Source organism: Bacillus sp. MMSF_3353, from assembly GCF_030733445.1.
GTDB classification, from domain to species: Bacteria; Bacillota; Bacilli; order Bacillales; family Bacillaceae_G; genus Bacillus_A; species Bacillus_A wiedmannii.
The window spans coordinates 1-24332 of the sequence record NZ_JASHJA010000040.1 but is presented as its reverse complement, the minus strand read 5'-3'; the positions used below and the strand labels follow the sequence as shown (position 1 = coordinate 24332).

The window sequence follows — 24332 nt, the reverse complement described above, 5'->3', positions numbered from 1 at the left end:
ATAATAGTTAGAGTTTTAATAATGAAAATAAAAATACATATAATTCACTGGTTGAATTTTATGTATTTTTATGCATGTATTATTATGGAATAGGTTCTTATGATGCAAAGGATTGAAATTAATATTTATACTAAAAATGGTCCACATGCTCGAGTCGCAGCTACACTTATAGCAAATTTGAGCGGAATACTTTTAATGATGAATCTATTTATGAAAAACAATCATTATTAGACCAATTGACTGTTGAAAAGAAAAGAATAAGGTATTTAGAAAGTAAATTGTCGAAATATAAAAAACTAAACAACTCTTTTCCAGACAGTATTAGTTATAGTGACACTTTAATGAAAACGCTCTTTGTTGCGAATAAAGTGGCAGAATCAGATTCTACGATCCTTATTACGGGAGAGAGTGGAACAGAAAAAGAACTTATAGCTAAAGGTATCCATAAAGCTAGTTTTAGAAAAGATAAGTCGTTTATTTTAGTAAATTGAGCGGCTATCTCCCCTAATTTAATTGAAAGTGAGCTATTTGGGCATGAAAAAGGAGTATTCACTGGAGCACTTCACATGAGGAAAGGGAAATTTGAACAAGCAAACAATGGAACAATGCTTTTAGATGAAATTGGAGACTTAAAGCTAGATGTCCAAGTGAAATCATTACAAGTTTTCGTAATAAAAGGGAATTGGAGGAGGTAAAACTATAAAATTAAATGTTAGGGTCCAGCGGCGACTAATGGAAAGGAATAGATGCCATGAAAAAATTTATTAATAATCCGGAAAAAGTAGTTAGAGACATGATTGATGGAATGTTGTTTGCACATTCCGATAAACTACAAAATATGCCTGAAACAAATATAATTATTCGAGCTAATAGTCCGTTTCAAGGAAAAGTGGCAATTGTAAGCGGAGGCGGGAGTGGTCATGAACCAGCGCATATAGGATTTGTTGGTAAAGGAATGCTTGATGCTGCTGTGATGGGCGAGATTTTTACTTCTCCTACACCAGACCAGATTTTGAAAGCGATTCAAAAAGTGGATACTGGAAGTGGGGTTTTGTTAATTGTAAAAAACTACTCAGGAGACATAATGAATTTTGAAATGGCTGCTGAAATGGCTGAAGCACAAGGAATCCCGATTGCTACAGTCATTGTTAATGATGATATTGCTATTGATAATAGTTCATACACTATGAGAAGAAGAGGAATTTCTGGAACAATCTTTGTACATAAAATAGCTGGAGCAATGGCTGAGAAAGGGGCATCGCTTAAAGAAGTTGAAGATGTTGCAAATAAAGTAATTGCTAATATACGTAGTATGGGCATGGCATTAAAAACGTGTACTATACCTGGAGCTGGTACAGTTGGTTATAAAATCGGTGAAAATGAAGTAGAGGTTGGTATAGGTATCCACGGTGAACCTGGAACTCATCGTATTAGTATGATAGCAGCTAATGAAATGGCTGAACTCCTTTTAGAGCGTATTTTAAGTGATATGCATTTGAAAATTGGTGACAAAGTTGCAGTAATGGTAAACGGCTTAGGTGGAACGCCGTTAATGGAATTATATATTTTAAATAAAACGATTAACACAATATTAAACAAAATTGGTATCGATATCTGTAAAACATATGTTGGGGAATACATGACAGCGATTGATATGGCTGGTTTTTCTATTACTTTATTAAAACTAGATGAACAATTAACTGCTTTGCTTAATAATCCAGCAAATACGACTAACTGGCGTGTACAATAGGAGGGGCCAACATGTATATTACACCAAGACATATCATCAATTGGATGCAACTCACTGCAAAACAACTTGAGTATCAAAAAAAAAACCTAACGCAACTTGATCAATTCATAGGTGATGGAGATCATGGTATTAATATGAATAGAGGGTTTAAAGAGGTTGAAAAAAAGATATTATATACAGCTTATGATGATATTGGAAATGTATTTCATGATATTGGAATGATACTTATTTCAAAGGTTGGAGGTGCATCAGGGCCTTTATATGGAACAGCATTTTTAAGAGCTGGTAGTGTTTTAAAAGGGAAAAATAAAATTACAATCAATGAATTAGGGCTTGCTTTTCAAGAATCTGTAAATGGCATCTGTCTAAGAGGAAAAACTCAGATAGGAGATAAAACAATGCTTGATGTTTGGGATCCTGTTTTGAAGTATATCCAAAGAAATGGAGAAAAAATAAAACCTATTGGTCTTATCATTTTTGCAAGAGAACAAATGGAAAAAACTAAGCCATTATTAGCTAAAAAAGGACGTGCTTCTTTTCTAGGAGAAAGGTCTATTGGTCATTTAGATCCAGGAGCAGTCTCATCTTTTATTATCTTTGAAACTCTATGTTTATCTCTTATAGGTGAAAAAGATATTGTTAATGAACTTAGGGAGCAATTGTGATGAGTAATGCAGGAATAGCTTTAGTTTCTCATGGTTATCTACTAGTTAAGAGATTTAAAAGCTTTACTGGCCCAATTAAGTTCCAGTGTTTTAATAGCTTCTGCAGGAGGAGTAGATAACGATGAAGTAGGTAGAAGCGTCAGATAAATTTAAGAGGCTATTTAAAATGAGAGAGTTGTAATTGTATTCCTAAATTTGGGAGGCGCTCTAATTAAGAGTGATTAAATCAAAATAGCAGATTCACCATCAATAGAGGGTCCTACGTAGCAGTTGTTGAATTAGGGATTGGCAAAACATTAGAAGAAATATATAAGATTTAAGGCTGTACTTGAAGCGAAAACTATTATAAAAATATAAAAGGAGCTAATCTTATGAGAATCGAAAGAAAATTAATTGTAACTCGTAAGGATGGAATTTATGCAAAATCAGCAAGTGAAATTGTAGATGGCTTAAGGGATTATGATTGTTCGGTTCAGTTTATATTTAAAGATAAAAAAGTTAATGCAAAGAATACCCTTCAATTAATCGATTTAGCAGTAAAAAGAGGAGCAGAAATACATGTAATTCTTGATGGGGAAGATGCCGATGATGCCCTTGTGTTTATACAATGGTTTTTGAAATAACAAAGGGGGTCATAAATATGTCTCCATTTATGGGGGAATTAATTGGAACCTTGGTTCTTATTTTATTAGGGAACGGCGTTGTAGCAGGTACTTTGCTGAAAAAATCCAAAGCACAAAATTCCGGATGGGTTGCAATTACTCTTGGCTGGGGATTAGCAGTTACATTCGCTATATATATAGTAGATAACATAAGTGGTGCACATTTGAATCCTGCAGTTACAATTGCTTTTGCTTGTATAGGGGTATTTCCTTGGAATGAAGTTCCTTCCTATATTGGTGCACAGTTGATTGGGGCTTTTTTAGGTTCAATATTTGTCTGGCTCCAGTATTTTCCGCATTGGAAAGAAACTAAAAATCAAGAAATTATATTGTCGGTGTTTTCTACAAGCCCTGCAATAAAAAGTTGGCCGTCTAATTTGTTAAGTGAAATTATTGGCACTGCGGTATTTGTATTTTCAATTTTAGCTATGGGTCATAATAAAGTTACAGATGGACTACTTCCAATAATAATAGGCGCGTTAATAGTATCTATAGGTTTATCTCTTGGTGGAACAACTGGATTTGCTTTAAATCCAGCTCGAGATTTTGCCCCAAGACTAGCACATCAAATCTTACCAATATGTAATAAAGGCTCTTCGGATTGGGGATACGCGTGGATTCCCTTAATTGGTAGTACTATAGGAGGAATCATAGGAGCTATAGGTTTTCAATTGATATATTAAGCACTTAATATATTAAAATTCAATTAGAAAGTAATTAGTTAACCACGTTTACTATCGATCATATAATGCGAAGGGGTTTTTAAGTAAAAAATGTATGCTAAAAAATCACTATATATTTCTTATAATGTGGAATTGTTTTATTCATAAAATGTTCAAATTATATCCATTGTGAAAAAATTCACAATGGATATAATGAATATATAATCGTTGTAGAGGATGATAGTGGTTTTATTCTTTTGAGAACTGATAAACGAGCTGCTTTTATATTGTTATATTCATGTGTTTTTTTACAAATATTATTATTATTTGATACATACTCTCTTTAAAGTTGAGCAAATATCCAATCTAACCAAGATCAAAAATACCAATGCCAAATATTCTTTTGCGACGAATCAACTCTTTTATCAAATTTCTGTCTTCAACTATAAACTGTTTTCTAGATAGCTATCTTTAGCAAACTGCTGACTCGTAAGAGGGGTTATTGTTTCTTTGTTTGTTATTTTGTATGCAGACGAGATAAATCATCTTATCAGATAGAACGGCAATGTTTTTAGTAAGTGGAATCGATTTCATTATACGAATAACAGTGCTTTTCTTTAGTTGGGAAAAGGATAAAAATGTATAGTCTGTCATTAAATTGAACTTTTGGTGAGTAACATATGCGTAATTAAAAACTTACATGGTATTTTTATCATTCGAAAGAACTTTAAATTGATTTCTGTCATGTTCGTTTGCATTGATAATCATGTTTTTCGAGATAAACGCTTTCCTTATCAATGAGGCAATTCGCAAGTGGAGTTTTACTCCTATTTTGGTTTGACGCAACTCAGTCTATTTATAGCTGGTTAGGTTTAGAGTAAGTGTATTTGAAATCACGATTTTCAACGGTATGTTCTTTCTATATTTTGAAAGCGTTTTCTTATAGTGGGTTATTTTATAAGATTATGAACCTTTTACCTAAGAAATTATGTGTTTTAAGTAATGATTTGAAAAATGATGAATTGGAGATTCACAAACTCATTTTTAGTAGTAAACAAAATTTTATAAAAGAAGTGAGATTTAAATAGCTTAGGAGGTGGTTTTCTCAAGGATAGAAAAATTTGGTTTTTGTTGGTTTTTAATAGTTAAAGATTGATGAAATGAAGAAGAAAAGTTGTGTTGGTTGCGTCAATTCAGAAAAAATTAGGATGAAATATTTAGGAGGTAGAGAGATGGTAGGGATTATCCTAGCAAGCCATGGCCAATTTGCTGAAGGCATTTTACAATCTGGCGCAATGATTTTTGGAGAGCAAGAGAACGTTAAGGCTGTTACCTTAATGCCAAACGAAGGGCCAGACGATTTGAGAGCAAAAATGGAAGCAGCAATTGTATCTTTTGATAATCAAGATGAGGTATTATTTTTAGTCGATCTATGGGGCGGTACTCCATTCAATCAAGCTAATGGCTTGTATGAAGAACACAAAGACAATTGGGCAATCGTTGCTGGTTTGAACTTACCAATGGTGATTGAAGCTTATGTATCCCGTTTATCAATTACGTCTGCTCAAGAAATCGCAGTACAAATCGTTAAAACAGCGAAGGAAGGGGTCAGAATTAAACCTGAAGAGCTGGAACCCAAAGAAAATACTGATATCGCAGTTGCTAAAGATGGAAAAGCAAAAGGAAAACTTGCTCCCGGTACAGTAGTTGGTGATGGAAAAATCAAGTTTGTTTTAGTCCGTGTGGATTCTCGTTTATTGCATGGTCAGGTAGCGACTGCATGGACAAAGTCTACACAACCAAATCGTATTATCGTAGTTTCAGATGCAGTGTCTAAAGACGATCTTCGTAAAAAATTAATCGAACAGGCGGCACCCCCGGGGGTTAAGGCCAACGTTATTCCAATCAGTAAAATGATTGAAGTTGAAAAAGATCCCCGTTTTGGTAATACTAATGCACTGGTATTATTTGAAAACCCACTAGATGTCCTGAGAGTTATAGAGGGTGGTGTGGATATTAAAGAAGTTAACGTTGGTTCTATGGCTCATTCAACTGGAAAGGTTGTTGTAAATAAGGTTCTTTCTATGGGAAGAGAAGATGTTGAGGCTTTCGAGAAAATGAAAGCAAAAGGCATTCATTTTGATGTACGTAAAGTACCTAATGATTCTCGTGCAAACATGGATGATATTCTAAAAAAAGCGAAGGTTGAATTATCGTAGTTACATAGCAAATTTAAATGAAATGGGGGATCATAATGTCTACTATAGAAATAATTTTAGTGATACTAATTGCATTTCTAGCCGGTATGGAAGGAATATTAGATGAATTTCAATTCCATCAACCACTAGTGGCATGTACACTAATCGGTTTAGTAACAGGGAACCTGGAGGCTGGTATAGTTCTTGGCGGTACACTTCAAATGATTGCACTTGGATGGGCAAATATTGGAGCAGCCGTAGCGCCAGATGCTGCATTGGCATCAGTTGCATCAGCGATCATTTTAGTATTAGGCGGACAAGGTGTTAGCGGTGTTGCATCAGCAATTGCAGTAGCGGTACCACTTGCAGTAGCAGGACTTTTCTTAACAATGATTGTTCGTACACTTGCTGTTCCTATTGTACACATGATGGATACGGCAGCTGAAGAAGGAAATATAAAAAGAATTGAAGTGTTACACATCGCTGCGGTGTGTTTACAAGGTATCCGAATTGCGATTCCTGCCGGAGCACTTTTATTTATCCCTGCACAAAGCGTTCAAGGATTTTTGGAATCAATGCCTGCATGGTTAACTGATGGAATGGCTATTGGTGGCGGAATGGTTGTTGCTGTTGGTTATGCATTAGTTATTAATATGATGGCAACAAAAGAAGTATGGCCATTCTTCATTATTGGTTTCGTAATAGCTGCGATTTCTCAATTAACACTTATTGCTCTTGGTGCATTGGGTGTGGCTTTAGCTCTTATTTATTTGAGTCTTTCTAAAATGGGTGGTTCTTCAAATGGTGGTGGAGGTAACTCTGGTGACCCGCTTGACGATATCTTAAACGATTATTAATTCAGGAGGAGGAGAAGACAAATGGCAGAAAAAATTCAATTAACAAAAAGAGATCGTTTAGCCGTTGCATGGCGATCTACATTTATTCAGGGTTCTTGGAACTACGAACGTATGCAGAATGGTGGCTGGGCCTTTTCGATGATTCCAGCGATTAAAAAGTTATATAAATCAAAAGAAGATCGAAAAGCAGCATTAAAACGTCACTTGGAATTCTTCAATACACATCCTTATATTGCTTCACCAATTCTAGGAGTTACATTAGCACTTGAAGAAGAACGGGCTAATGGTGCAGAAGTTGATGATGTGGCAATTCAAGGGGTTAAAGTTGGGATGATGGGTCCTTTAGCCGGTGTTGGTGATCCGGTATTTTGGTTTACTTTACGTCCGATGTTAGGTGCTTTAGGGGCATCATTAGCAATGGGGGGGAATATCCTTGGGCCAATCCTTTTCTTCTTAGCTTGGAATCTGATTCGTTGGGGATTTATGTGGTATACACAAGAATTTGGTTATAAAGCCGGTTCTAAAATTACTGATGACCTTTCAGGTGGATTATTACAAGATATTACAAAAGGTGCATCAATCCTTGGCATGTTTGTACTTGCAGCCTTAGTGGAACGGTGGGTATCGATTAAATTCAAGCCAGTTGTATCTGAAGTTCAGTTAGATAAAGGTGCGTATATTGAGTGGGACAAACTTCCTGGAAATGGTGAAGGGATTCGTCAATCTTTTGAACAAGTAAACTCAGGAATGGCACTGTCACCTACGAAAGTGACTACCTTGCAAGATAACTTAGATCAATTAATCCCTGGTTTGGCTGCATTGCTTCTGACATTCTTCTGTATGTGGTTGCTTAAGAAAAAAGTCAGCCCAATTGTTATTATTCTTTCATTATTCGTAGTTGGGGTAGTTGGTCACGTAATCGGACTTTTATAATTTAAGTTGCTGAAGTTTTCAATTCTTATGATTTATTATATGGGAATTGTTAAGATTAAAGTGTAGTTTAGTAGCCTGTAAATCGATAATAGTTCGCATACAAAAGGTGGCTGGAGATTATCGTTTCAGCCACTTTTTGTATTGACTTAATGGTTTGAAGTAACGAATTATAAATAGGATAAATGAAATGGAGCGGATATGATGGTTCAATCAATTAATACAAAGGTAGATTTAGTAATAGATGCCACCGCTTTTACGGGACTTACAGACTATGGGAAAATTATGATTGGTGATAAAGGGTTTGAATTCTATAATTCTCGTGATACGCGCAAATTTATTCAAATTCCGTGGGAGGAAGTAGATTACGTTATAGCCTCTGTGATGTTTAAGGGGAAATGGATTCCACGTTATGCTATTGAAACCAAGAGAAATGGAATCTTCACCTTTTCTTCTAAGGAACCTAAGAAAGTTCTTCGGGCTATACGAGAATATGTAGATCCAGGTCATATGGCACAATCTCTAAGTTTCTATGATGTTATTAAACGTGGTCTTAAATCGCTAGGTAAAAAGAAATAATAAAATGAAAAGAAGGGGTGTATTTTTTATATAGGAGCTAACATGGTTTTGGTGTAAAAATAGATTAACTGATTATGCTCCTTTTTAGAGTCATACTATCAGTATGTTCAAGATTAAGATATTAGTTGTAAGAGCCTTGGGATTTTTGCACCAGAACCGTTTTATACACTAAAGGTTATTTATGTTATTTAATTATATTTTTGCAATCGTGCTGTGTTATAATTCTGAAATACTAATATATCTAGTAGGACTTAAAGATTTCGGTTTATCATATGAAGTGGAAAATTAATCCATTATCTTTGAGGGTCAGGCTATGATTATTTAAACTATTATTCACACTATTATTTAGACTAAAAGAAGTACAAGGAGGAAGGTATATCTATTAAAGTAGTGAGATATACCAAATTCAAAATGAATATTAAATTTAATAAAAAAGTAGTAGCATTCACGGCAGGATTAACGGTATTATCTTCACCATTAGTATCGTTTGCAGAGGAACAACAATTAGTAAACAATAAGCAATCTACAAGCCTTCAAGTGCAAGATAACACAGACCAACTTCAAACAACAGATGAACAGGCTTTAAAAAGTATTGAAGCTAGTTTTGAAGAGGTAGACGGACGTGGTGAAGGTACTGTCGACAATAAGAAAGCAGACAGTATTCAACGTTCAGAAGGTATTCATGAAGAAACAGGTACATTAACTGTTCCTAACAATTCAAACAGAACAAAACGTAGTCTGTCTCCCATATCACCTAGCACTTCTAGTACAATAAATGGTGTTCCATTCACTGAATGGATTGTTCCAGCAGGTAACGATAATATTCGTCCTCAAAACTACATGAGTCCAAAGTATATTACAATCCATGAGACTGATAATACAAGTGTAGGAGCAGGTGCTAGAAACCACGCTCAATACCTATATAACCAAGCAGTTGGGAACACAGACCGAGCTGCATCGTGGCATTTTACAGTAGACGATAAAGAGATTTATCAACATCTACCATTAAACGAGAACGGATGGCACGCAGGAGACGGTGATGGTCCAGGTAATAGAGAATCTATTGCAATTGAAATCGCAGTTAACAGTGACGGAAACTACAGTAAAGCGGTAGATAACGCTAAGAAACTTGTAGCTTATTTAATAAAAGAAACTGGTGTACCGTTAAATAACATTGTAAAACACCAAAAATGGAGCGGTAAAATCTGCCCTGCTAACATGATTAATAATGGGCAATGGGATGTATTCGTAAATGGCGTTGAGGGGTATTATAATAATCTTTATCAACCAAAAGATGACATTACAGGAGGTTGGTATGAAGAAGCTATTCGAGAGTTAAATAGAAGGGGTATTATGATAGGGGAAGGAAACGGAGTTTTCGCACCCAATAGAGCGATAACAAGAGCCGAATTTGCTCAATTAATCTCTAAATCTCTAAACCTGCCAGCTGGAGATGCTTCATTTAAAGACCTAAATGATGCAAACTCAACTTTACGAGATGGTATTAAACGTGCTGCAAGTGCAGGTATTATTCTAGGTAGAGGTGATGGTTATTTTGACCCAAACACACCTATTACAAGAGAAGAATCAGCAATTATTGTAAACAAGGCTTTACAGTATAAAGGTATATGGGGACCAATTGTAAACCTACCATTCTCAGACAAAGACCAAATTATTTATAAAGAAGACGTACAAAGACTGTATGGACTAGGTATTGTAAGAGGTAAGGGTGACAATCAATACGATCCTAAAGGAACAACAACTCGTGGTGAAACAGCAACATTCATTCTAAATATGCTACAAGTAATTGAAAATGGTAGTGTTGAAAAGGTAATTGGAACGGCTCAAATTAATGGTATCGGGGTAAATGTTCGAAGCGGATCAGGTACAAACTATTCTATTGTTAGAAAGACAAGTAAAGGCGAAAAAGTTACAGTATATGAAGAAAAGAACGGCTGGCTAAGAATTGGAACAGGGCAGTGGATTTATTATGACTCTAGTTATATCGACTATAACAGATTATAAAAGACTTAATAGTTAAAAGAACAGGTCATATTTGGATATATAATTTACTTTCAGGTTGTGAAGAAGACTTTCTCCACAACCTGTTTTGTGCCTGGCCCCCTTTACCTAACAATACTGATAAAAAGAGGAGAAGGAGGGATTCATTATGATACTGGCATCGGTAAATCAATGAGATTCTTTTCTTTAATTTTCCTATTGGAACACAGTTTTTTCTTAGCTTGATGGAAGTGGGGTATCATCACATCGCTATCAAGCTAAGAAAAGCAAATACCCCAAAACGAGAAAATTGATATCTCCAGGTAAAAGTGTACAATTTACTCGTTTTGAGAGCGTTATAAAATTTTTAAGCTGATGGATGTGGGGTTCGCCACATCCATCAGCTTAAAAATTCAAAAATAGGAACTTTGATTTGTCTTGCAATCCCATCCAATGATACCTAGCATTTTATGAAAGTCATGTTCCTCAGATCGTAGATTTGTCATTGTCTGTCTCCACAATTCTGGACTTAATTCCTAGAGAATATATGTATGCTAGTTGTGATCAAGAAAAAACATAGTATGTAGCCCCTACTTTATAAATCCCTTAACATTTCCTGCACTTTCTTCCATGTTTTTCGTCAATTCGAAGTCTTCCGCACTTTGAATATCCTCGCCAATGACCATAATTATGAGGAGTCTAAATTTTGAAGAAAACAACAAAAATAGTGTAAATAAAAGCTACATACTATTTTTGTTGTTTTCTTTTTTAATCAGTATAAATTTATTAATTATTACAAGCGTTTAATGTATTACACTTTTTTCGTCCTTTAATTTCCGCCGGCTGGGCACCAAGCCAATAAGTTGGAAAAGCAGTCCCTTCAGTAACACCACCATCACGATGCATGTAATAACGCTCATCATGGTTAGCTTTAAAGTTTCCTTCAAGTGCAAGTTCCACCCACTCTGCACCAAAACGAAAAATTTCTGCAGCTACTCCACCAAGTGGGTGAAATTCATTCTCATAGACGCGTATCTCCTTTGGTGCTTCTACAAACTCATAAAGACTTAATGCTTCTTCCAAACGGGTAAGTTCATCAAATTCTCCTATTCCCATGAAGACTGGGCAAGTAATCTTTGGCGCCAATTTCCACAAATTCATCTGGCTACTCAATTCGTTTTCAAAAGCAACTTCATCAGTGTAACCAGACATGTACATAAAATTTGCTTTGAAACTCGGCTGCGCTCTGTTAAAGATGGTATCAAATTCACCATATACACCTTCAAACGTCGCTATAGCGTTTATACGATTATCACTCGCAGCAGCTCGCATCCCCCAATACCCACTCATACTGATACCAAAAAATCCAATCCGCTTTGGATCAACCTCAGGCCGTTTTAATAGAAAATCGATATAACAACTAACGGCGCGTTCGTAATTAGTCAAATCAACTTTTAGACCTTCAGATACAGATTCACCTTGACCCGGTCCTTCAATTGATAGAGCTACGATACCACGAGACGTATAATAACGTTGCGCAATCTGTATATAGTCTTCCTTAATCATATCCATACCTGGACCTAATATTACTGCTGGTGCATTATGAACTTCACCTGAGGGCAAATGAAGTAGTGCATATATCTGTTTGCCTTCAAATTCTAGTACTATACGTTGTACTGTTCCTCCTCCAAGTGATGAAATAGCTGCCACACATTCGTTACAACGTTCTCGAAATGCCAATTTTCGTGGATCATCATTAAAATATGAGTATTGTGCACGTCCCCACATAACAGCAGCTCGCTGATATAGATCACGAGCAGTAACAGTGAATCCTTTTTGTTCATAATGTTTTGCGCGTTCTTGAGCCTGAGAAGCAACCGTAGCCCATGCTTTTGGTATCATTGCTCCACTCTTTACTTGAGAAAAAACTTTATCAAAATCAGTGTGGTCGTGTCCTAACTGTTCCATAGTTGCCTTTGCTTCAGGATGCAAAGCATCAAACCCACCAAGTGCAAGGGCTATATCTAAAGCCCATCCTTGAGATTGTGAACGTTGAGTCATAATAATCATCCTTTACAATTTTAATTAAGTACTTAACTATTAAGTGCTTAATTAAAATAATGAAGTATAATATGTACTTTTGTCAAGACTACAAACCAAGTCATTTTATTATTTTATTGATGACTTAAGGTGAGCATATATAATATTGCTTGGAAAATGAATAGTCAGTTTCTACTTAATTTGACTCTACTCTTTTTCATATGTTAATGTTAATTTCGTATAATTAAGTACTTAGTTAATGAGAAAATGGTGATGTTATGACAAATTCTTCAAATAAGTTAACTGCGATAGACGAACTTAGTCAGGCTATATATAGTTTGACTGCAGCCGATGGACGTTTAAGAGGGCGAGCTACTCGTACATTAGGGGCAGTTTCAATGGTCCATGCTCGAACCCTTAAAGTATTAGCTGAAGAAGGCGAATTGTCAGTCAAAGAATTAGCTGATCGAGCAGAAACTACCGCCGCTGGTATTACTCAATTAATCAATGGATTACAACAGGCTGGTTACGTTGAGCGTGTTCGTTCAAATAACGACCGGAGAGTTGTCAATGTCCAACTTACGCCTAGTGGTTTAAATTGTCACTTAGAAAGAGAGAAAAAACTAAAACATATTCTTAATGCGAACCTTTCAGATTTTGATGCAGAGCAAATCGAGAAATCCTCTGAAATAATTAGATGTCTAGTTCATGTACTTGACCAACTATAAGAGTATTCTAAAGCTTTCTTGAGTTTTTAGAACTAACACATCGCTATTATGCTAAAAGAACTAGTTACCCCAAAATGCAAAAAATTTGCGTTTTGGGAATGGCTGAATAACAACTTGGCGGTGGAGTTAATCGCTTACTTTAAATATACATGGAGAAAAGGAGAGACAAATCGTCTCTCCTTTTTCATTATAATCTCTAGTATGTAAAGTTATTAAAAATATTATCCTCTAGAAAAATCTCATGAATTTCCGTAAATAAGCCTAGATTCACTGATAAAAAGGATCAAAGGTGGAGGGAATTATTTTTATGGAACGATAGAGCATTTCAGATACTGTTACACATTCATAATCGTTTCTGTATAAATATCTCATAATGCTTTCTAAAGCTTCAACTGTCTGAGAGGTCTGAGAAAATTCACTCCCATTCCAATCGTGGAGTAGAATAATATTGCCGGGTTTAACACCTTTTGTTATATATCTAGAAATTTTGTTAGCTGCTGGATTTCTCCAATCCTGAGGATCCTGATGCCATGACCATAGAATAACAAGTTTCCCATTCTGCATAGCTGTATTAATAATTAAATCATTATGAAGACCTCCAACTGGACGATAAAGAGTTGGCTTATAACCAGTGATTTGCTTGATAATTTTATCCGTTTGATCTAATTCTGCAGTTAATTTAGCGACGGTAATATTTTTATCATAAATATGATTATAAGTATGATTAGCAATTTCGTGCCCTTCGTTTACTTGCCTTTTTAAAATAGCAGGAAACCTTGTAGCTTTATTACCTGCTACGAAAAAAGTTGCTTTCGCATTGTATTTAGCCAAAATATCAAGTATTTGTGGGGTGAAAACAGGATGAGGCCCATCATCAAATGTTATCGCAACTGTTTTTTCCTTTGCGTTTACTTCCCAAATTACCTTCCCTGTTTTTTCATACGCTTTACGACTATCTGTAAAAGCATATATGGGTATTTCTGTGGAACAAAAAGAAATGATTAAAAGAATGAGGACTATCCAATTTTTTTTCAAGAATAATACACTCCTATGGGATACAAGTAAGTTTAGTTTATGGAGTTATTCTCAAATTATTTAATAAGAAATTAAAAAAGTGGAATGAGGAAAGTGACAAGGGTTGAAGGTTAGAACTACCATGTTCTCCTCAGTTCAGGGTTCAATTTTAGATTGGTGCTATTCATCTTACACACCCTCCTTTAATGGCACACTTCTCATATTGGGGTCCCGCCAACCAAATGACATAAAACCCACGCTAAGACACTTTTTGGAAGTTGAAAAGCCGATTTTCCCACGTTAAGGAATTTCGGCTTTTGTGTTTTATTTTCGGAGTGGTCGTAATGTTTCTAATGTAGTTGATTGCTTAAATTTGAATTTATATTCACCAAGGAAGTTGATATGTTCCCAGCTAAGCGGTGAAATATGATGTAACAGTTCCTCATGCAAGACACCGTTCTCTTTTTTTATATTCTATCGCCTTGGTTAAATATACCGTATTCCATATACTAATGGCATTAATAATAATATTTAATGCACTAGCTCTTTTATTAGAGAAAAATGGATTAAATTATAAGATTCATAAGTACTATTTATATTCGAATTATGAAGGGGCTGTTCAATATTACTATATAAGAACAACCGACAATACAATTATTGATTTGTGTATCTCTGATTTTCCAGAAATCTTCGCTATTCATAAAGGATTTAGTGATAAACAAATTAGAAAAATATATAACTGGAACTTATAAGTCTATTTAAATAAAAAATTTAATTAATGGAGGAATAAAGAATGAAGATTGCTGTATCGGAATGGAAAGCATTGAAAAAAGAAATAAAGTTATTACGTTATGCGATGTTAGAAAGTAAGTATAAGTATGCAAAATAAAAGCTCTTCATTTGCAAAAGCAAACAAAGAGCAAAGTCATGAGTGACCATCGAGGAAAGAAATTGGCATATTTCTTTCCTCTTTATTTTAACATATAAAAACATGTAGAGAAAAGGGGCGTGTAGAATGGAAGAAGGTCGTATTTCCTTTCAGCAAAGGTTTAAAGAATTTCTTGTTATGATCGTCAGTTTTTGGATCATTATGTTTCTCGTGTATGGCGAAAGCCTGTTACAATAGTAAAGAATAACTTGGGTATAAATTGATAATGAAATGGGGAAATATGCTAGATGAAAGCAACCGGAGTAACAAGAAAAGTGGATGAATTAGGGCGTATAGTAATTCCAAAGGAACTTAGAAATACGCTTGATATTAAAGGGAAATCACCATTAGAGATTTTTGTAGAAGGAGAAGATATTGTTTTACAAAAGTATCAGCCTGGTCTTGTTTGTGCATTAACAGGAGAAGTGTCAAATCGTAACCTAGCATTAGCAAAGGGTAAGATCTCATTAAGTACAGAAGGTGCAGAACTATTAATAAAAGAAATAGAACAGTACCTTGTAAAATAAGTGCTCCTTTCAAGGGGCTTTTTTTATGGTTAATACAATAATTTCACGTACCGTAATAATTAAGAAAAACTAAAAAACTACAATAATAGTCTACAATTAGTCTTATGTTGAATTAATCCGCTAAATGGAGACTGTATTGTTTGTTTTGGATAGATTTCTTGCGAAATATGTACCTAGAGCAGTATTTCGATTTAAATGTGATACGATAGTAATATATTCGTTTTGCTGGTAAAAGGGGATGAGTGTCGATGAAAAACCACATAAAAGTAAATGGAAAAATCCTTCAAACAAATAAAAAATGGTCACATCTCAAGCAAAGACAAAGACAACATATTTCTAATTGGTTACGTAGAGAATATACACAGTTTGTAAAAACACATTATAGAAAACCTAGAAAGTATGAACATGATGAGATTCTTCATGAAGTGATGAATCAAATACAGGAACGTGAAATTTGGATTCCTAATGGTGAAGTAAAAAGATATTATCTAAGCAAAATAGGAAAATGGTTTAGAAAAATAGAAAGTGAATGGGAATCACAAATATTCAACAGTGAAAAGCAACAGGTATTAGAAGAAAAGTAAATACAAACAAACCAGGGGGCGCATTTTCATGTTTAATTTACAAGAAGATATGTATGAACAATTGAAAGAGAAAAAAGGGGCAGTTACAGTATTTTTAAAGAATGGCGTTCCAGTACGTGGGAAGATCCTTGCAACAGATAAATTTACCGTCCTAATGATGGTTCATGGTAAACAACAACTAATCTACAAACAAGCAATCTCTACACTTGCTATGTAATACATACTGGCGTACCGTCCACATTTTAACGAAAATATACGCTAAGCAAAAAATACAATAAGCTGTCCATATGGACAGCTTATTTACATAAAATTCGTTACGGGAAGTTCACTACCTTATAAAACTCTCCATCTTTTTACAATGTAGAATACAAGGAATGTCCCTATAATAAAAATAGGAAATGTTTCTTTGATACGCTGAACAAGTACTATTAAAATAGGCATAGAGATACATAAAAATATGATGAGGTATCCTATTGAAATCCATCTCGTTTGATTGATACGCACATTTGGGTATACCTTTTCTATAATTTCTAATAGGAGTGAGCCTCCATCCAATGGAGGAATGGGTATAGCATTTATAATTCCAAGAAAGAAACTAATTTCTGCTAAGCATGCCAAACCACTTAGAAAATTATTTGAATAAGTCAGGGTTGGAAATGATTCTATCCCATGATATACATATTGTAATGGGTGTGAATAAAAAGGATTTAACATTTTTTCCAAATCTATAAATATGTTTGAGAGGTTGCCTTGCATAACATGGATGATAAACATACACAACAGAGGCAATACAAATATACTCATAATAAGTCCAGATGCAGTCAAGATAACTCTGCTTGTTGTTGAATATTCATAAAAATCTTCACCATGTTTTTCTGGTATTACATATCCGCCTAATATAATCCAGGAAACTTTATAAGTAACGTTCTTTTGAGTGAATTTAAATATGGTAGGACCAAATCCTATCCCAACTTCTTTTATTCGTATCCCCACAAGTTTTGCTCCAATTACATGACCTAATTCATGTACAATTGTGGCAATCAATAGAACTAAAATTTTCAAATTACTGTCACATCCCTTTTCATAGCAATCCCCTTCCTAAACGGAAAGGGGAAAATCCTTACATTGCTCTTTTAACCTCAGAATGCTTTCTATGCCTAGCCTGCATACTCTGCCCATTTCTTATCTAAGAAATGGGCAACCACAAAGATAATCGGAATAAACAGCAATTTGATCAGAGAAATGTGTGCCATACCTGCTTTTTGGATATAAACATCAAGGAAAATTGCTATCAGCACTAGAGTAAACGTCCATTCCTTCAGGGATATTCTTCTTATAGAGCCCTTCTTCATACATACACCTCCCTTTTCTTAATTGTATCATTTAGATAATACACTTATAAGAAAAGTTTTCTTGTATATCCTATACATGTGAAGTTAACATAACGTCTCATTATCGGTAGCAAGGAAAAAGGCGGATCTTATTCTCACAAGAAATTTGCCTTTTTCTTTTCCTATAATTCTATGCATCTTTTTACACATTCCTATCCTGGAGCGATTTTAGGGTTCTCCTTTGTTACTGAATGAGCCGAAAAAATGTATAAAATCTTGCATGCTCTTAGCGTGGGGTTTTTCCGAAATGCTGGCGGTACCCCATATAATATGGGTTTGTGGAGCTTTTTTGGTTAAAATTTATTTTAAAGTAACAAAAACAGCTATATCCACAATTGCTATGTAAAAAATAGGGGCACGGCAACGATTCCTTCTTTTTGGAGCCACTCATGATTGTAATTTAACCGAAATATCACTTAAACACGCATTTTACAACAAATAAAAGGAATACATTTTGAAAGAAGATTAACCAAAATGTATTCCTTTATGCTAATGCTTATCGAAAAATAGAGATATATAATAGACGTTTAAATGAATACATTCCAAATTAGGATTTTGTACATCGCCCAAGCTTCATCCTGTTTAATGGCTTGCTTCATGATTTTTTCTTTTTTTTGTAGAAATATAACCCTAAACAAATACCTATAACAACACAACCAATAATTGTTACTGTAATATACAGTGGGTCTTTATTTATTTCACTTGGGATTACCCTTTCTAAGATTGGGCCTATACACATTGAAAATGCTACAAAAATCGTAATCCACGATTTTGTATACAACGCAAACATAATGAAAATCAGAATACAAACAGCCGCAATACTATAATTTTGTAGTGTAGTTGCCACAAAATAATCGGTATCAATTTGTTTATTCATCCAAAAATAGAATCCTACCCAGACTCCGGTAGCAATAAAATTAGCTAACATTACAAGAAATAGTGAACTTTTTGTAGATGGATATACTTTAGGAATCCCTTTAAATAGTGTAATAGCAAATGTAGAAAGGGTTAGAAATAAGGGTAATGATCCAAATAACAAAATGTTTTGTGAAATTTTGAATTGTCCTCTAATAGCTGGAGCAAAGCACATATAAGCGACAATAACTAGAATTGCTGCAGGAATTAATACGAACAATCCTTCTTTATCTACAGGTAGTTCTTTCCCAATATTCTTCATATGTTGTTTTCGGCTTTTGCCAATAATAGAATCTACACTTTTCCCCTTGTTTTCAGCTTCTATTAAATGAACTTCTAATTCTTCCACGATTCCATTTATATCTTCATCTTTTTTTCCTCGTTGCAATAAATACATTCTAAGTTCGACTAAAAATTGTTCAGATTTCGTTGATAGCATGCTATTTTCCCCCTTTATTAATCACATTTTCAACAGATAGTTTTAAATCGATCCAACGCTCTTTAAAACTATCCAATTCTTTTTCACCTAATTCTGATAACAGGTAGTATTTTCGTTTTGGACCAGCCGTAGATTCCCTTAATACACTCGTAACTAATCCTTCTTTTTGCATACGTAATAATAATGGATATATCGTTCCTTCACTAAACGAATGAAAACCATAGCTATGCAATTTCTCCGTTAATTCGTAACCGTATATTTCCCCTTCTTGAATAATGGCTAAAATACATCCATCTAAAATACCTTTTAACATTTGCGTTGAGTCTGCCATTTCATCCCCCTTTTCATACATATTTTCTAGTAACTTGTAATACAAGGTAAATGATTACAATAATAACTTGCAATGCAAGTGTTATGAATATAAAAATAACACACAATAACTTGTAATACAAGGTATATAAATGTCCTTTAAAATTATCATTCACAAAAACAGATGTAGATTTTAAATAAAATCGCCGCATTTATAAAAATGTTGCGATGCTAGATCCCTTTAGATGGTTATCTAAAGGAAAAGAACATCTGAATTGAAAAATAGATTTAGGAACTGTTGAGTGGCAATAAGTTATTCGGTTAAAGAGTCAGATTAGGAGGTAGTGATATCAAACAAAATTGGATTTCTAGTGAAAAATCCCATGAAATTCCCGTATAATTATATGAAAATACTAGAAAAAATTTAATGAGGGGTATTCAAATGCAGAATTACACCTATTCACCTCCTAAGATCAAAGATTCCACTAGGTTGGTTGATGTAATCGACCAACATGGAAATGTTGTATGTAGGTTTAAAAGAAATTACAAAAATATATTAACAAGAATGACAACCTATATATGGAATATTGATTGGAACGCTCAAATCAACGTTTATTCCAAAGATAGAGATATAGTTTATCAGTGCATAAAGAATACCAAATGGTTCGGAAAGCCTACGTATAAAGTTATTAACTGTCTTACGAATGAAGAGTATGAAGTAAGTTATATTTCATGGCAAAAAGTTGCACCTGAATTTCGTATTATAAATAACTTGAATGAATACATAGTTAAGAAGGAGATCATGGATTGGGTGAAAGTTTACTATCAAGGGAAAGAAGTAGCAAGATGGAAAATGAAAACAACTGAATTGTTTAAGACATATTTAGAAATTCAAGAAAACTGCCCAATCCAAGAGCCAGAGTTTTTTGTCTGTTTATTCCAAAACATTTTCTTTGTCGGAGATTAGAAAATATTTTGGAATAAAGAAGTGTTGAGTGATATCACAGTTGTTCCGTTAAAGGGCGCTATTATTGAACAACGTAAGTAAAAAGGATCAATCTTTTTTCAAAATGGGTGCTTTTTATTTATTGTAAAATGCTGGCGATACCCAAAATAGTTATTGCTAAAGATGGTGTGAATTGGAATTTAACTCCACCTTTTCTTTTTGATCTTGTATAATAAATATAATGATATTTAAATTTTATATATTTTACAATCTAATAGGAGGAATAAATGATATGTTAGATAAATTAAAAAATCATTTTAAAGATGTAAATTTAGTATGTTCACAATGTGGTAAAATAATCGAACATGGTGAACAATTTGCAGTTTCTTTAGTTTTACCTGAAGAAAAAAATATGCCTGTTGGACAATTAGATAAAGTATTAGCTAAGAGGGCAAACGAAATTTTATGTAGTAAATGTAGATAATACTAGAACAGGAGCAGTTCTTCACTATTTACTTGTTAAAATTATCAAACTTTTTTATAAAGACACAATATGCACAAATATAGAAGTTATTTTAATCAATCTTTTTTTCAAAATGGCTTCTATTTTTTTACTGTAAAATGAGGATTTGGGCACACTTTTTAATTAAACTTAAATTCAAAGCTACAATTGTTTATATTTTGTTATTTCCTGTTGCAGATGTAAAGTGATAATAAAGTTATTTAATTTTGATATAAAAATATAAGAGCCTTACTACATAATATGTAGTAAGGTTTTTTAAAGTTGTTTAATTTCTATCCATTTAAATGTGTTTGTACGCAAAAATCAATAATAAAGTTGTTTAATTCTTGTTCAACTAAAGCACCAGTTAGTTTAAGCGTATACCTTCACAAATATTGAGTTTAATTTTTAGTAAGGTATTGTTTTACCTTATTCGCTTCTTCAGAAGGGTATTGATATTCGAGAATTCTAGCTACTTCAATAGCTACTTGCTCAAACAAGTCAATTGTTTCAAACAACGAATTCCAAACTTGTTCGTAATCTCCATTAGGATATGTTTTCATCAACCTCTCCCAAATGTCGTTATCAAGGTAGCGCTTTAAGTACTTACTGTTTTTGCCTACACTCAATGAAAAATTGGTTTCTATACCAACTTTCCATTCAAGCATTGTTAGTAACATTTCTCTTACATTATTTAAGTGATCATAGGCGTAAAGTATTTCTTGTCTCCATAACCCTTTTGCTACATAAGTTGAAACCCACCAAAATTCATTACAACAATCAGCAAAAAATTCAGCAGAAGGCTTTTTTACCCAGTAATCTTTATCTGTTGGTTCAGAAAGCTTAGGCATATTCCCATCTTTATCTAATAAAATTACTGTTAATCCATCTTCAGAACAATAAATATCTTTTTCCTCAATCGGAATAAGCATTAAATCAATTCTATTACCATCCTCAAATAACATTAGATAGGTGAATCTCCCACCCAATTCAGGTGGAAACATTGCCATATCTTCTGGTGTTTGCATTATTATTCTTTTCCCAAAAACATTTACCCAATCATGATTGGGTAGAAACGATTGCAAGTCAGATACAAGATAAACAATATCATAATCTCTGAAAGTATCTTTAGGTACTTTAGAATTTGTTCGAGAACCATTCATAGCAACGGCTCGTACTCTTTCATCTTTCTCGGCAACTCGTAATATCAATTCCATCATTTCTTTTTCTAAACGCATTTCTTCTCCTCCTAAATAGTTAATTATATAATTCCCATTTCTATTAGGTGGTCCTCTAATGCGTAATATATAACGTTATATAAAATGCTCTATGATTGACATCCTAACTCCTCCAATTATTTTAAGTTTGAAACTTAATAATGTATAAAAGCTGATTTAATTATATCAAGACCTGCTGCATTTTTAGCTTAAGAAAGATCGTCGAATGGCTGCCTTGCTCTCAACCTCATGCATCCGTTAGTTTAAGTACATTTATTCACAAATTAATTCCTTTTTTACTTTAGCTCAACAACCTTTAAAATGCAATCCTTACTAATCTTTATAAAGGTTTTCATTTGCTTCGTTGTTTAATCTGTTAACTTCTTCTTCAATTCGCAATGGATCTATTCGTTCAAATAATGGCTCCACATTTGATAATTGCTGAGATTTCACATTGAATGCTTTCCACCCAGTTTCAGGTGTATCTATCATTTTCTTAACCTTTTTACTAGAAAAAGGAAGAAACGGGGTAAGAATATAAGATAAATTCGCAATAAGATAAACACAATCCGCCAGAGTCTGTTTGCAAGACTCAGTATCATCCTTTATTTGTTTCCAAGGTTGTTGTTCATCAAAGTATTTATTTGAATATCTAACAGTCTCAAATACTTTGTCTAATCCTTGTTTGAAGGAAGCTGTTTCAATACAATGACCTACTTCCTTGTACAAATGATTTACTTTATCCTTAATATCCGAAGTTACGTCCTTTTCAGGAATAACACCGTCGAAAGACTTCTCAATAAATTTTAATGTCCGATTTACAAAGTTACCATAGGCCCCTAACAGCTCACTATTGTGGCTATAAATGAATTCTTTCCAAGAAAAATCTGCATCTCGAGTTTCTGGTGCATTGATTGTTAGGAAGTATCGTATAGAATCTGGTTCGTACCTTTCTAAAATGTCTGGAACCCAAACAGCCCAATTTTTACTTGTTGATAATTTTTTCTTTTCTAAAGTCAAATACTCGTTAGAAACAATGTGCGTCGGCAAGGGTTCTTTGCCAAGACCAGCAAGAATTCCAGGCCAAATAATGGAGTGAAATGGTATATTGTCTTTTCCGTGAACATAATAAGCTTGAGTGGAAGAATTCCAAAATGTTAAATCATCATTATTGGTTTCCTTCGACCATAATTTACTTGCTGTATAATACCCTGAGACAGCCTCAATCCAAACATAGATTTTTTTGTCTTCATACCCATCAACAGGAACACTTACTCCAATAGGTAAATCCCTTGAAACTGCTCTATCCTGCAAACCTTCTTTTAAGTAGCGTTTTGTAAGAGAAATAGCATTTTCCCTCCAAAGTTTCTTATCTTCTGCAACTTGAGTATAGTTTTCCAAAACAGTTTGGAAAGAGCTTAAAGCAAAGTAAAAATGCTCGGTAAATCTTGTAGTAGGCTCGTTCTCACAAATCTTACATTTTCTCTCAAGTAATTCAAGGGGTTCTAACATGGTTGAACAATTATCACATTGATCTCCACGAGAGTGCTCTTTACATATTGGACAAATTCCTTCAACATAACGATCAGGCAAAAACTGTTGACAATGTTCACAATAGGTTTGTTCAATTTGTTTTTTATAAATCAATCCTTTTTCAAGTAACTCTAAAAATATCTCTTGTACAATCTTATGATGATGTTTCGTATCGGTTCTTGTATAGGTATCATATGAGAATCCTAATCTTGAAAAACAATCTTCAAATTCTTTGTGATAACGGTCTGCAATTACTTTAGGAGAAATACCTTCTTGTTTTGCTCTTACTGTAATCGGTGTTCCATTACAATCACTTCCTGATACATATAAAACTTTTTCCCCTTTTAAACGGTAATATCTCGCAAGAATATCGCCTGGCAACAAACTTGAGATATGACCTAAATGTAGTGAGCCATTCGCATAAGCCCAAGCTCCACCAATAAAAATACTCATAAATCAAACCTCCATATATAAATTTAAAAACAAAAAAACCTCGCTCTTAACTTTAATAAGTTAAGGGCGAGGTTTAAAATCCCACACGGTACCACCTTAATTCGCAAATAGTTTACACCATTTGCCTCAACAAGTACGGAGTATATATATAGCTACTCTTATACTGTGACATTGATAACGAGTGCCAAAACTCGTCGTATCCTACTAATACCAAAAGTACGTTCAGTACGCAGCTCAGAGACCATTGTTCAAATGAATGTTTTTGCTTCTTTTCAGCTACCGAAGCTCTCTGGTGAAAAACAATATCACTTTACTTTTTCTCTTCAAAGCCTTTATTCTAATCAAAAATAGTTTATTATATAGTGCCCTAGAAGTCAAGCTGGCTGTTTTCCATTCCTGTTTTTTAAACAACTATATTATTTTTTAAATAACTTTATTGTAAATTAAACAACTTTATTATCTCTACACAGCAGAATCCTTAAGCTATTAAGGATTCCTTTTT

24 protein-coding genes, 2 pseudogenes and 1 other annotated feature are annotated in these 24332 nt (G+C 34.0%); of the genes and pseudogenes, 17 read left to right on the top strand and 9 right to left on the bottom strand.

The window, feature by feature from the left end:
* Window positions 1–341: 341 nt before the first annotated feature.
* The 10 genes and pseudogenes from RBB48_RS29240 to RBB48_RS29195 all read left to right on the top strand — a co-directional run bounded on the left by RBB48_RS29240 (window position 342) and on the right by RBB48_RS29195 (window position 10328).
* Window positions 342–695: pseudogene (locus RBB48_RS29240) on the top strand (sigma 54-interacting transcriptional regulator).
* A 56-nt stretch (window positions 696–751) separates the two neighbouring features.
* Window positions 752–1750: a dihydroxyacetone kinase subunit DhaK gene (gene dhaK, locus RBB48_RS29235; protein ID WP_306008631.1), complete on the top strand. Its 999-nt coding sequence runs from the start codon at window positions 752–754 to the stop codon at window positions 1748–1750.
* 11 nt (window positions 1751–1761) lie between these two features.
* Window positions 1762–2415: a dihydroxyacetone kinase subunit DhaL gene (dhaL, locus tag RBB48_RS29230; RefSeq protein ID WP_306008630.1), complete on the top strand. Its 654-nt coding sequence runs from the start codon at window positions 1762–1764 to the stop codon at window positions 2413–2415.
* A 371-nt stretch (window positions 2416–2786) separates the two neighbouring features.
* Window positions 2787–3038 carry an HPr family phosphocarrier protein gene (locus tag RBB48_RS29225; protein ID WP_306008629.1) on the top strand — a complete coding sequence of 84 codons (252 nt, stop codon included), beginning with the start codon at window positions 2787–2789 and terminating at the stop codon, window positions 3036–3038.
* A 17-nt stretch (window positions 3039–3055) separates the two neighbouring features.
* On the top strand, window positions 3056–3760 hold the full coding sequence (locus RBB48_RS29220; protein ID WP_306008628.1) for an MIP/aquaporin family protein: 705 nt from the start codon (window positions 3056–3058) through the stop codon (window positions 3758–3760).
* A 1211-nt stretch (window positions 3761–4971) separates the two neighbouring features.
* On the top strand, window positions 4972–5958 hold the full coding sequence (locus RBB48_RS29215; protein ID WP_306008627.1) for a mannose/fructose/sorbose PTS transporter subunit IIA: 987 nt from the start codon (window positions 4972–4974) through the stop codon (window positions 5956–5958).
* 35 nt (window positions 5959–5993) lie between these two features.
* Window positions 5994–6794 carry a PTS mannose/fructose/sorbose transporter subunit IIC gene (locus tag RBB48_RS29210; protein ID WP_306008626.1) on the top strand — a complete coding sequence of 267 codons (801 nt, stop codon included), beginning with the start codon at window positions 5994–5996 and terminating at the stop codon, window positions 6792–6794.
* 21 nt (window positions 6795–6815) lie between these two features.
* Window positions 6816–7727 carry a PTS system mannose/fructose/sorbose family transporter subunit IID gene (locus tag RBB48_RS29205; protein ID WP_002090267.1) on the top strand — a complete coding sequence of 304 codons (912 nt, stop codon included), beginning with the start codon at window positions 6816–6818 and terminating at the stop codon, window positions 7725–7727.
* 198 nt (window positions 7728–7925) lie between these two features.
* A complete protein-coding gene (locus RBB48_RS29200) occupies window positions 7926–8303 on the top strand; it encodes a DUF956 family protein (RefSeq protein WP_003308796.1) in 378 nt (125 codons plus the stop codon).
* A 411-nt stretch (window positions 8304–8714) separates the two neighbouring features.
* Window positions 8715–10328, top strand: coding sequence for an S-layer homology domain-containing protein (locus RBB48_RS29195; protein WP_306008625.1), 1614 nt, complete (start codon window positions 8715–8717; stop codon window positions 10326–10328).
* Between the two features lie 762 nt (window positions 10329–11090).
* On the opposite strand, the gene RBB48_RS29190 is transcribed toward RBB48_RS29195, so the two are convergent.
* On the bottom strand, window positions 11091–12365 hold the full coding sequence (locus RBB48_RS29190) for an alpha/beta hydrolase (protein ID WP_016083306.1): 1275 nt from the start codon (window positions 12363–12365) through the stop codon (window positions 11091–11093).
* 257 nt (window positions 12366–12622) lie between these two features.
* Between RBB48_RS29190 and RBB48_RS29185 the strand changes: the two genes are divergently transcribed.
* Window positions 12623–13072: a MarR family winged helix-turn-helix transcriptional regulator gene (locus RBB48_RS29185; RefSeq protein WP_000185335.1), complete on the top strand. Its 450-nt coding sequence runs from the start codon at window positions 12623–12625 to the stop codon at window positions 13070–13072.
* Between the two features lie 267 nt (window positions 13073–13339).
* Here RBB48_RS29185 and RBB48_RS29180 read toward each other — a convergent pair whose 3' ends face one another.
* The gene (locus RBB48_RS29180) at window positions 13340–14107 is read right to left on the bottom strand and encodes a polysaccharide deacetylase family protein (protein WP_306008624.1); all 768 of its coding nucleotides are present in this window, start codon (window positions 14105–14107) and stop codon (window positions 13340–13342) included.
* Window positions 14108–14410: 303 nt separating this feature from the next.
* Window positions 14411–14636, bottom strand: a pseudogene (locus RBB48_RS29175) (Tn3 family transposase); the annotation flags it as partial.
* Here RBB48_RS29175 and RBB48_RS29170 point away from each other — a divergent pair.
* The 4 genes from RBB48_RS29170 (at window position 14599) to hfq (ending at window position 16342) form a co-directional block, all read left to right on the top strand.
* Window positions 14599–14838 carry a hypothetical protein gene (locus tag RBB48_RS29170; RefSeq protein ID WP_153218601.1) on the top strand — a complete coding sequence of 80 codons (240 nt, stop codon included), beginning with the start codon at window positions 14599–14601 and terminating at the stop codon, window positions 14836–14838. The pseudogene RBB48_RS29175 and the gene RBB48_RS29170 sit on opposite strands and share 38 nt — an antisense overlap.
* Window positions 14839–15262: 424 nt before the next feature.
* Window positions 15263–15541 (top strand): AbrB/MazE/SpoVT family DNA-binding domain-containing protein, encoded by a 279-nt coding sequence (locus tag RBB48_RS29165; protein ID WP_306008623.1) that lies wholly within the window; start codon window positions 15263–15265, stop codon window positions 15539–15541.
* A 248-nt stretch (window positions 15542–15789) separates the two neighbouring features.
* Window positions 15790–16125: a transposase gene (locus tag RBB48_RS29160; protein WP_071717419.1), complete on the top strand. Its 336-nt coding sequence runs from the start codon at window positions 15790–15792 to the stop codon at window positions 16123–16125.
* 28 nt (window positions 16126–16153) lie between these two features.
* Window positions 16154–16342, top strand: a complete 189-nt coding sequence (gene hfq / locus RBB48_RS29155; RefSeq protein ID WP_086391224.1) for an RNA chaperone Hfq — start codon at window positions 16154–16156, stop codon at window positions 16340–16342.
* A gap of 116 nt (window positions 16343–16458) precedes the next feature.
* On the opposite strand, the gene RBB48_RS29150 is transcribed toward hfq, so the two are convergent.
* The 4 genes from RBB48_RS29150 to RBB48_RS29135 all read right to left on the bottom strand — a co-directional run bounded on the left by RBB48_RS29150 (window position 16459) and on the right by RBB48_RS29135 (window position 19201).
* Window positions 16459–17187, bottom strand: coding sequence for a site-2 protease family protein (locus RBB48_RS29150; RefSeq protein ID WP_306008622.1), 729 nt, complete (start codon window positions 17185–17187; stop codon window positions 16459–16461).
* A 95-nt stretch (window positions 17188–17282) separates the two neighbouring features.
* On the bottom strand, window positions 17283–17477 hold the full coding sequence (locus tag RBB48_RS29145; RefSeq protein WP_306008621.1) for a hypothetical protein: 195 nt from the start codon (window positions 17475–17477) through the stop codon (window positions 17283–17285).
* Window positions 17478–18111: 634 nt separating this feature from the next.
* Window positions 18112–18870 (bottom strand): NADH dehydrogenase subunit, encoded by a 759-nt coding sequence (locus tag RBB48_RS29140; RefSeq protein WP_306008620.1) that lies wholly within the window; start codon window positions 18868–18870, stop codon window positions 18112–18114.
* Between the two features lies 1 nt (window position 18871).
* Complete coding sequence (locus tag RBB48_RS29135) at window positions 18872–19201, bottom strand: PadR family transcriptional regulator (RefSeq protein WP_098009161.1); 330 nt, start codon at window positions 19199–19201, stop codon at window positions 18872–18874.
* Between the two features lie 420 nt (window positions 19202–19621).
* Here RBB48_RS29135 and RBB48_RS29130 point away from each other — a divergent pair, with 420 nt between their 5' ends.
* Window positions 19622–20146 (top strand): tubby C-terminal domain-like protein, encoded by a 525-nt coding sequence (locus RBB48_RS29130; protein WP_306008619.1) that lies wholly within the window; start codon window positions 19622–19624, stop codon window positions 20144–20146.
* 271 nt (window positions 20147–20417) lie between these two features.
* A complete protein-coding gene (locus tag RBB48_RS29125; protein WP_306008618.1) occupies window positions 20418–20609 on the top strand; it encodes a hypothetical protein in 192 nt (63 codons plus the stop codon).
* A 419-nt stretch (window positions 20610–21028) separates the two neighbouring features.
* Here RBB48_RS29125 and RBB48_RS29120 read toward each other — a convergent pair whose 3' ends face one another.
* The gene (locus RBB48_RS29120; protein WP_306008617.1) at window positions 21029–21865 is read right to left on the bottom strand and encodes an aminoglycoside 6-adenylyltransferase; all 837 of its coding nucleotides are present in this window, start codon (window positions 21863–21865) and stop codon (window positions 21029–21031) included.
* Between the two features lie 312 nt (window positions 21866–22177).
* Window positions 22178–23830 carry a methionine--tRNA ligase gene (gene metG, locus RBB48_RS29115; protein WP_306008616.1) on the bottom strand — a complete coding sequence of 551 codons (1653 nt, stop codon included), beginning with the start codon at window positions 23828–23830 and terminating at the stop codon, window positions 22178–22180.
* A gap of 59 nt (window positions 23831–23889) precedes the next feature.
* Window positions 23890–24166 (bottom strand) — a binding site (T-box leader).
* Window positions 24167–24332 lie beyond the last annotated feature (166 nt).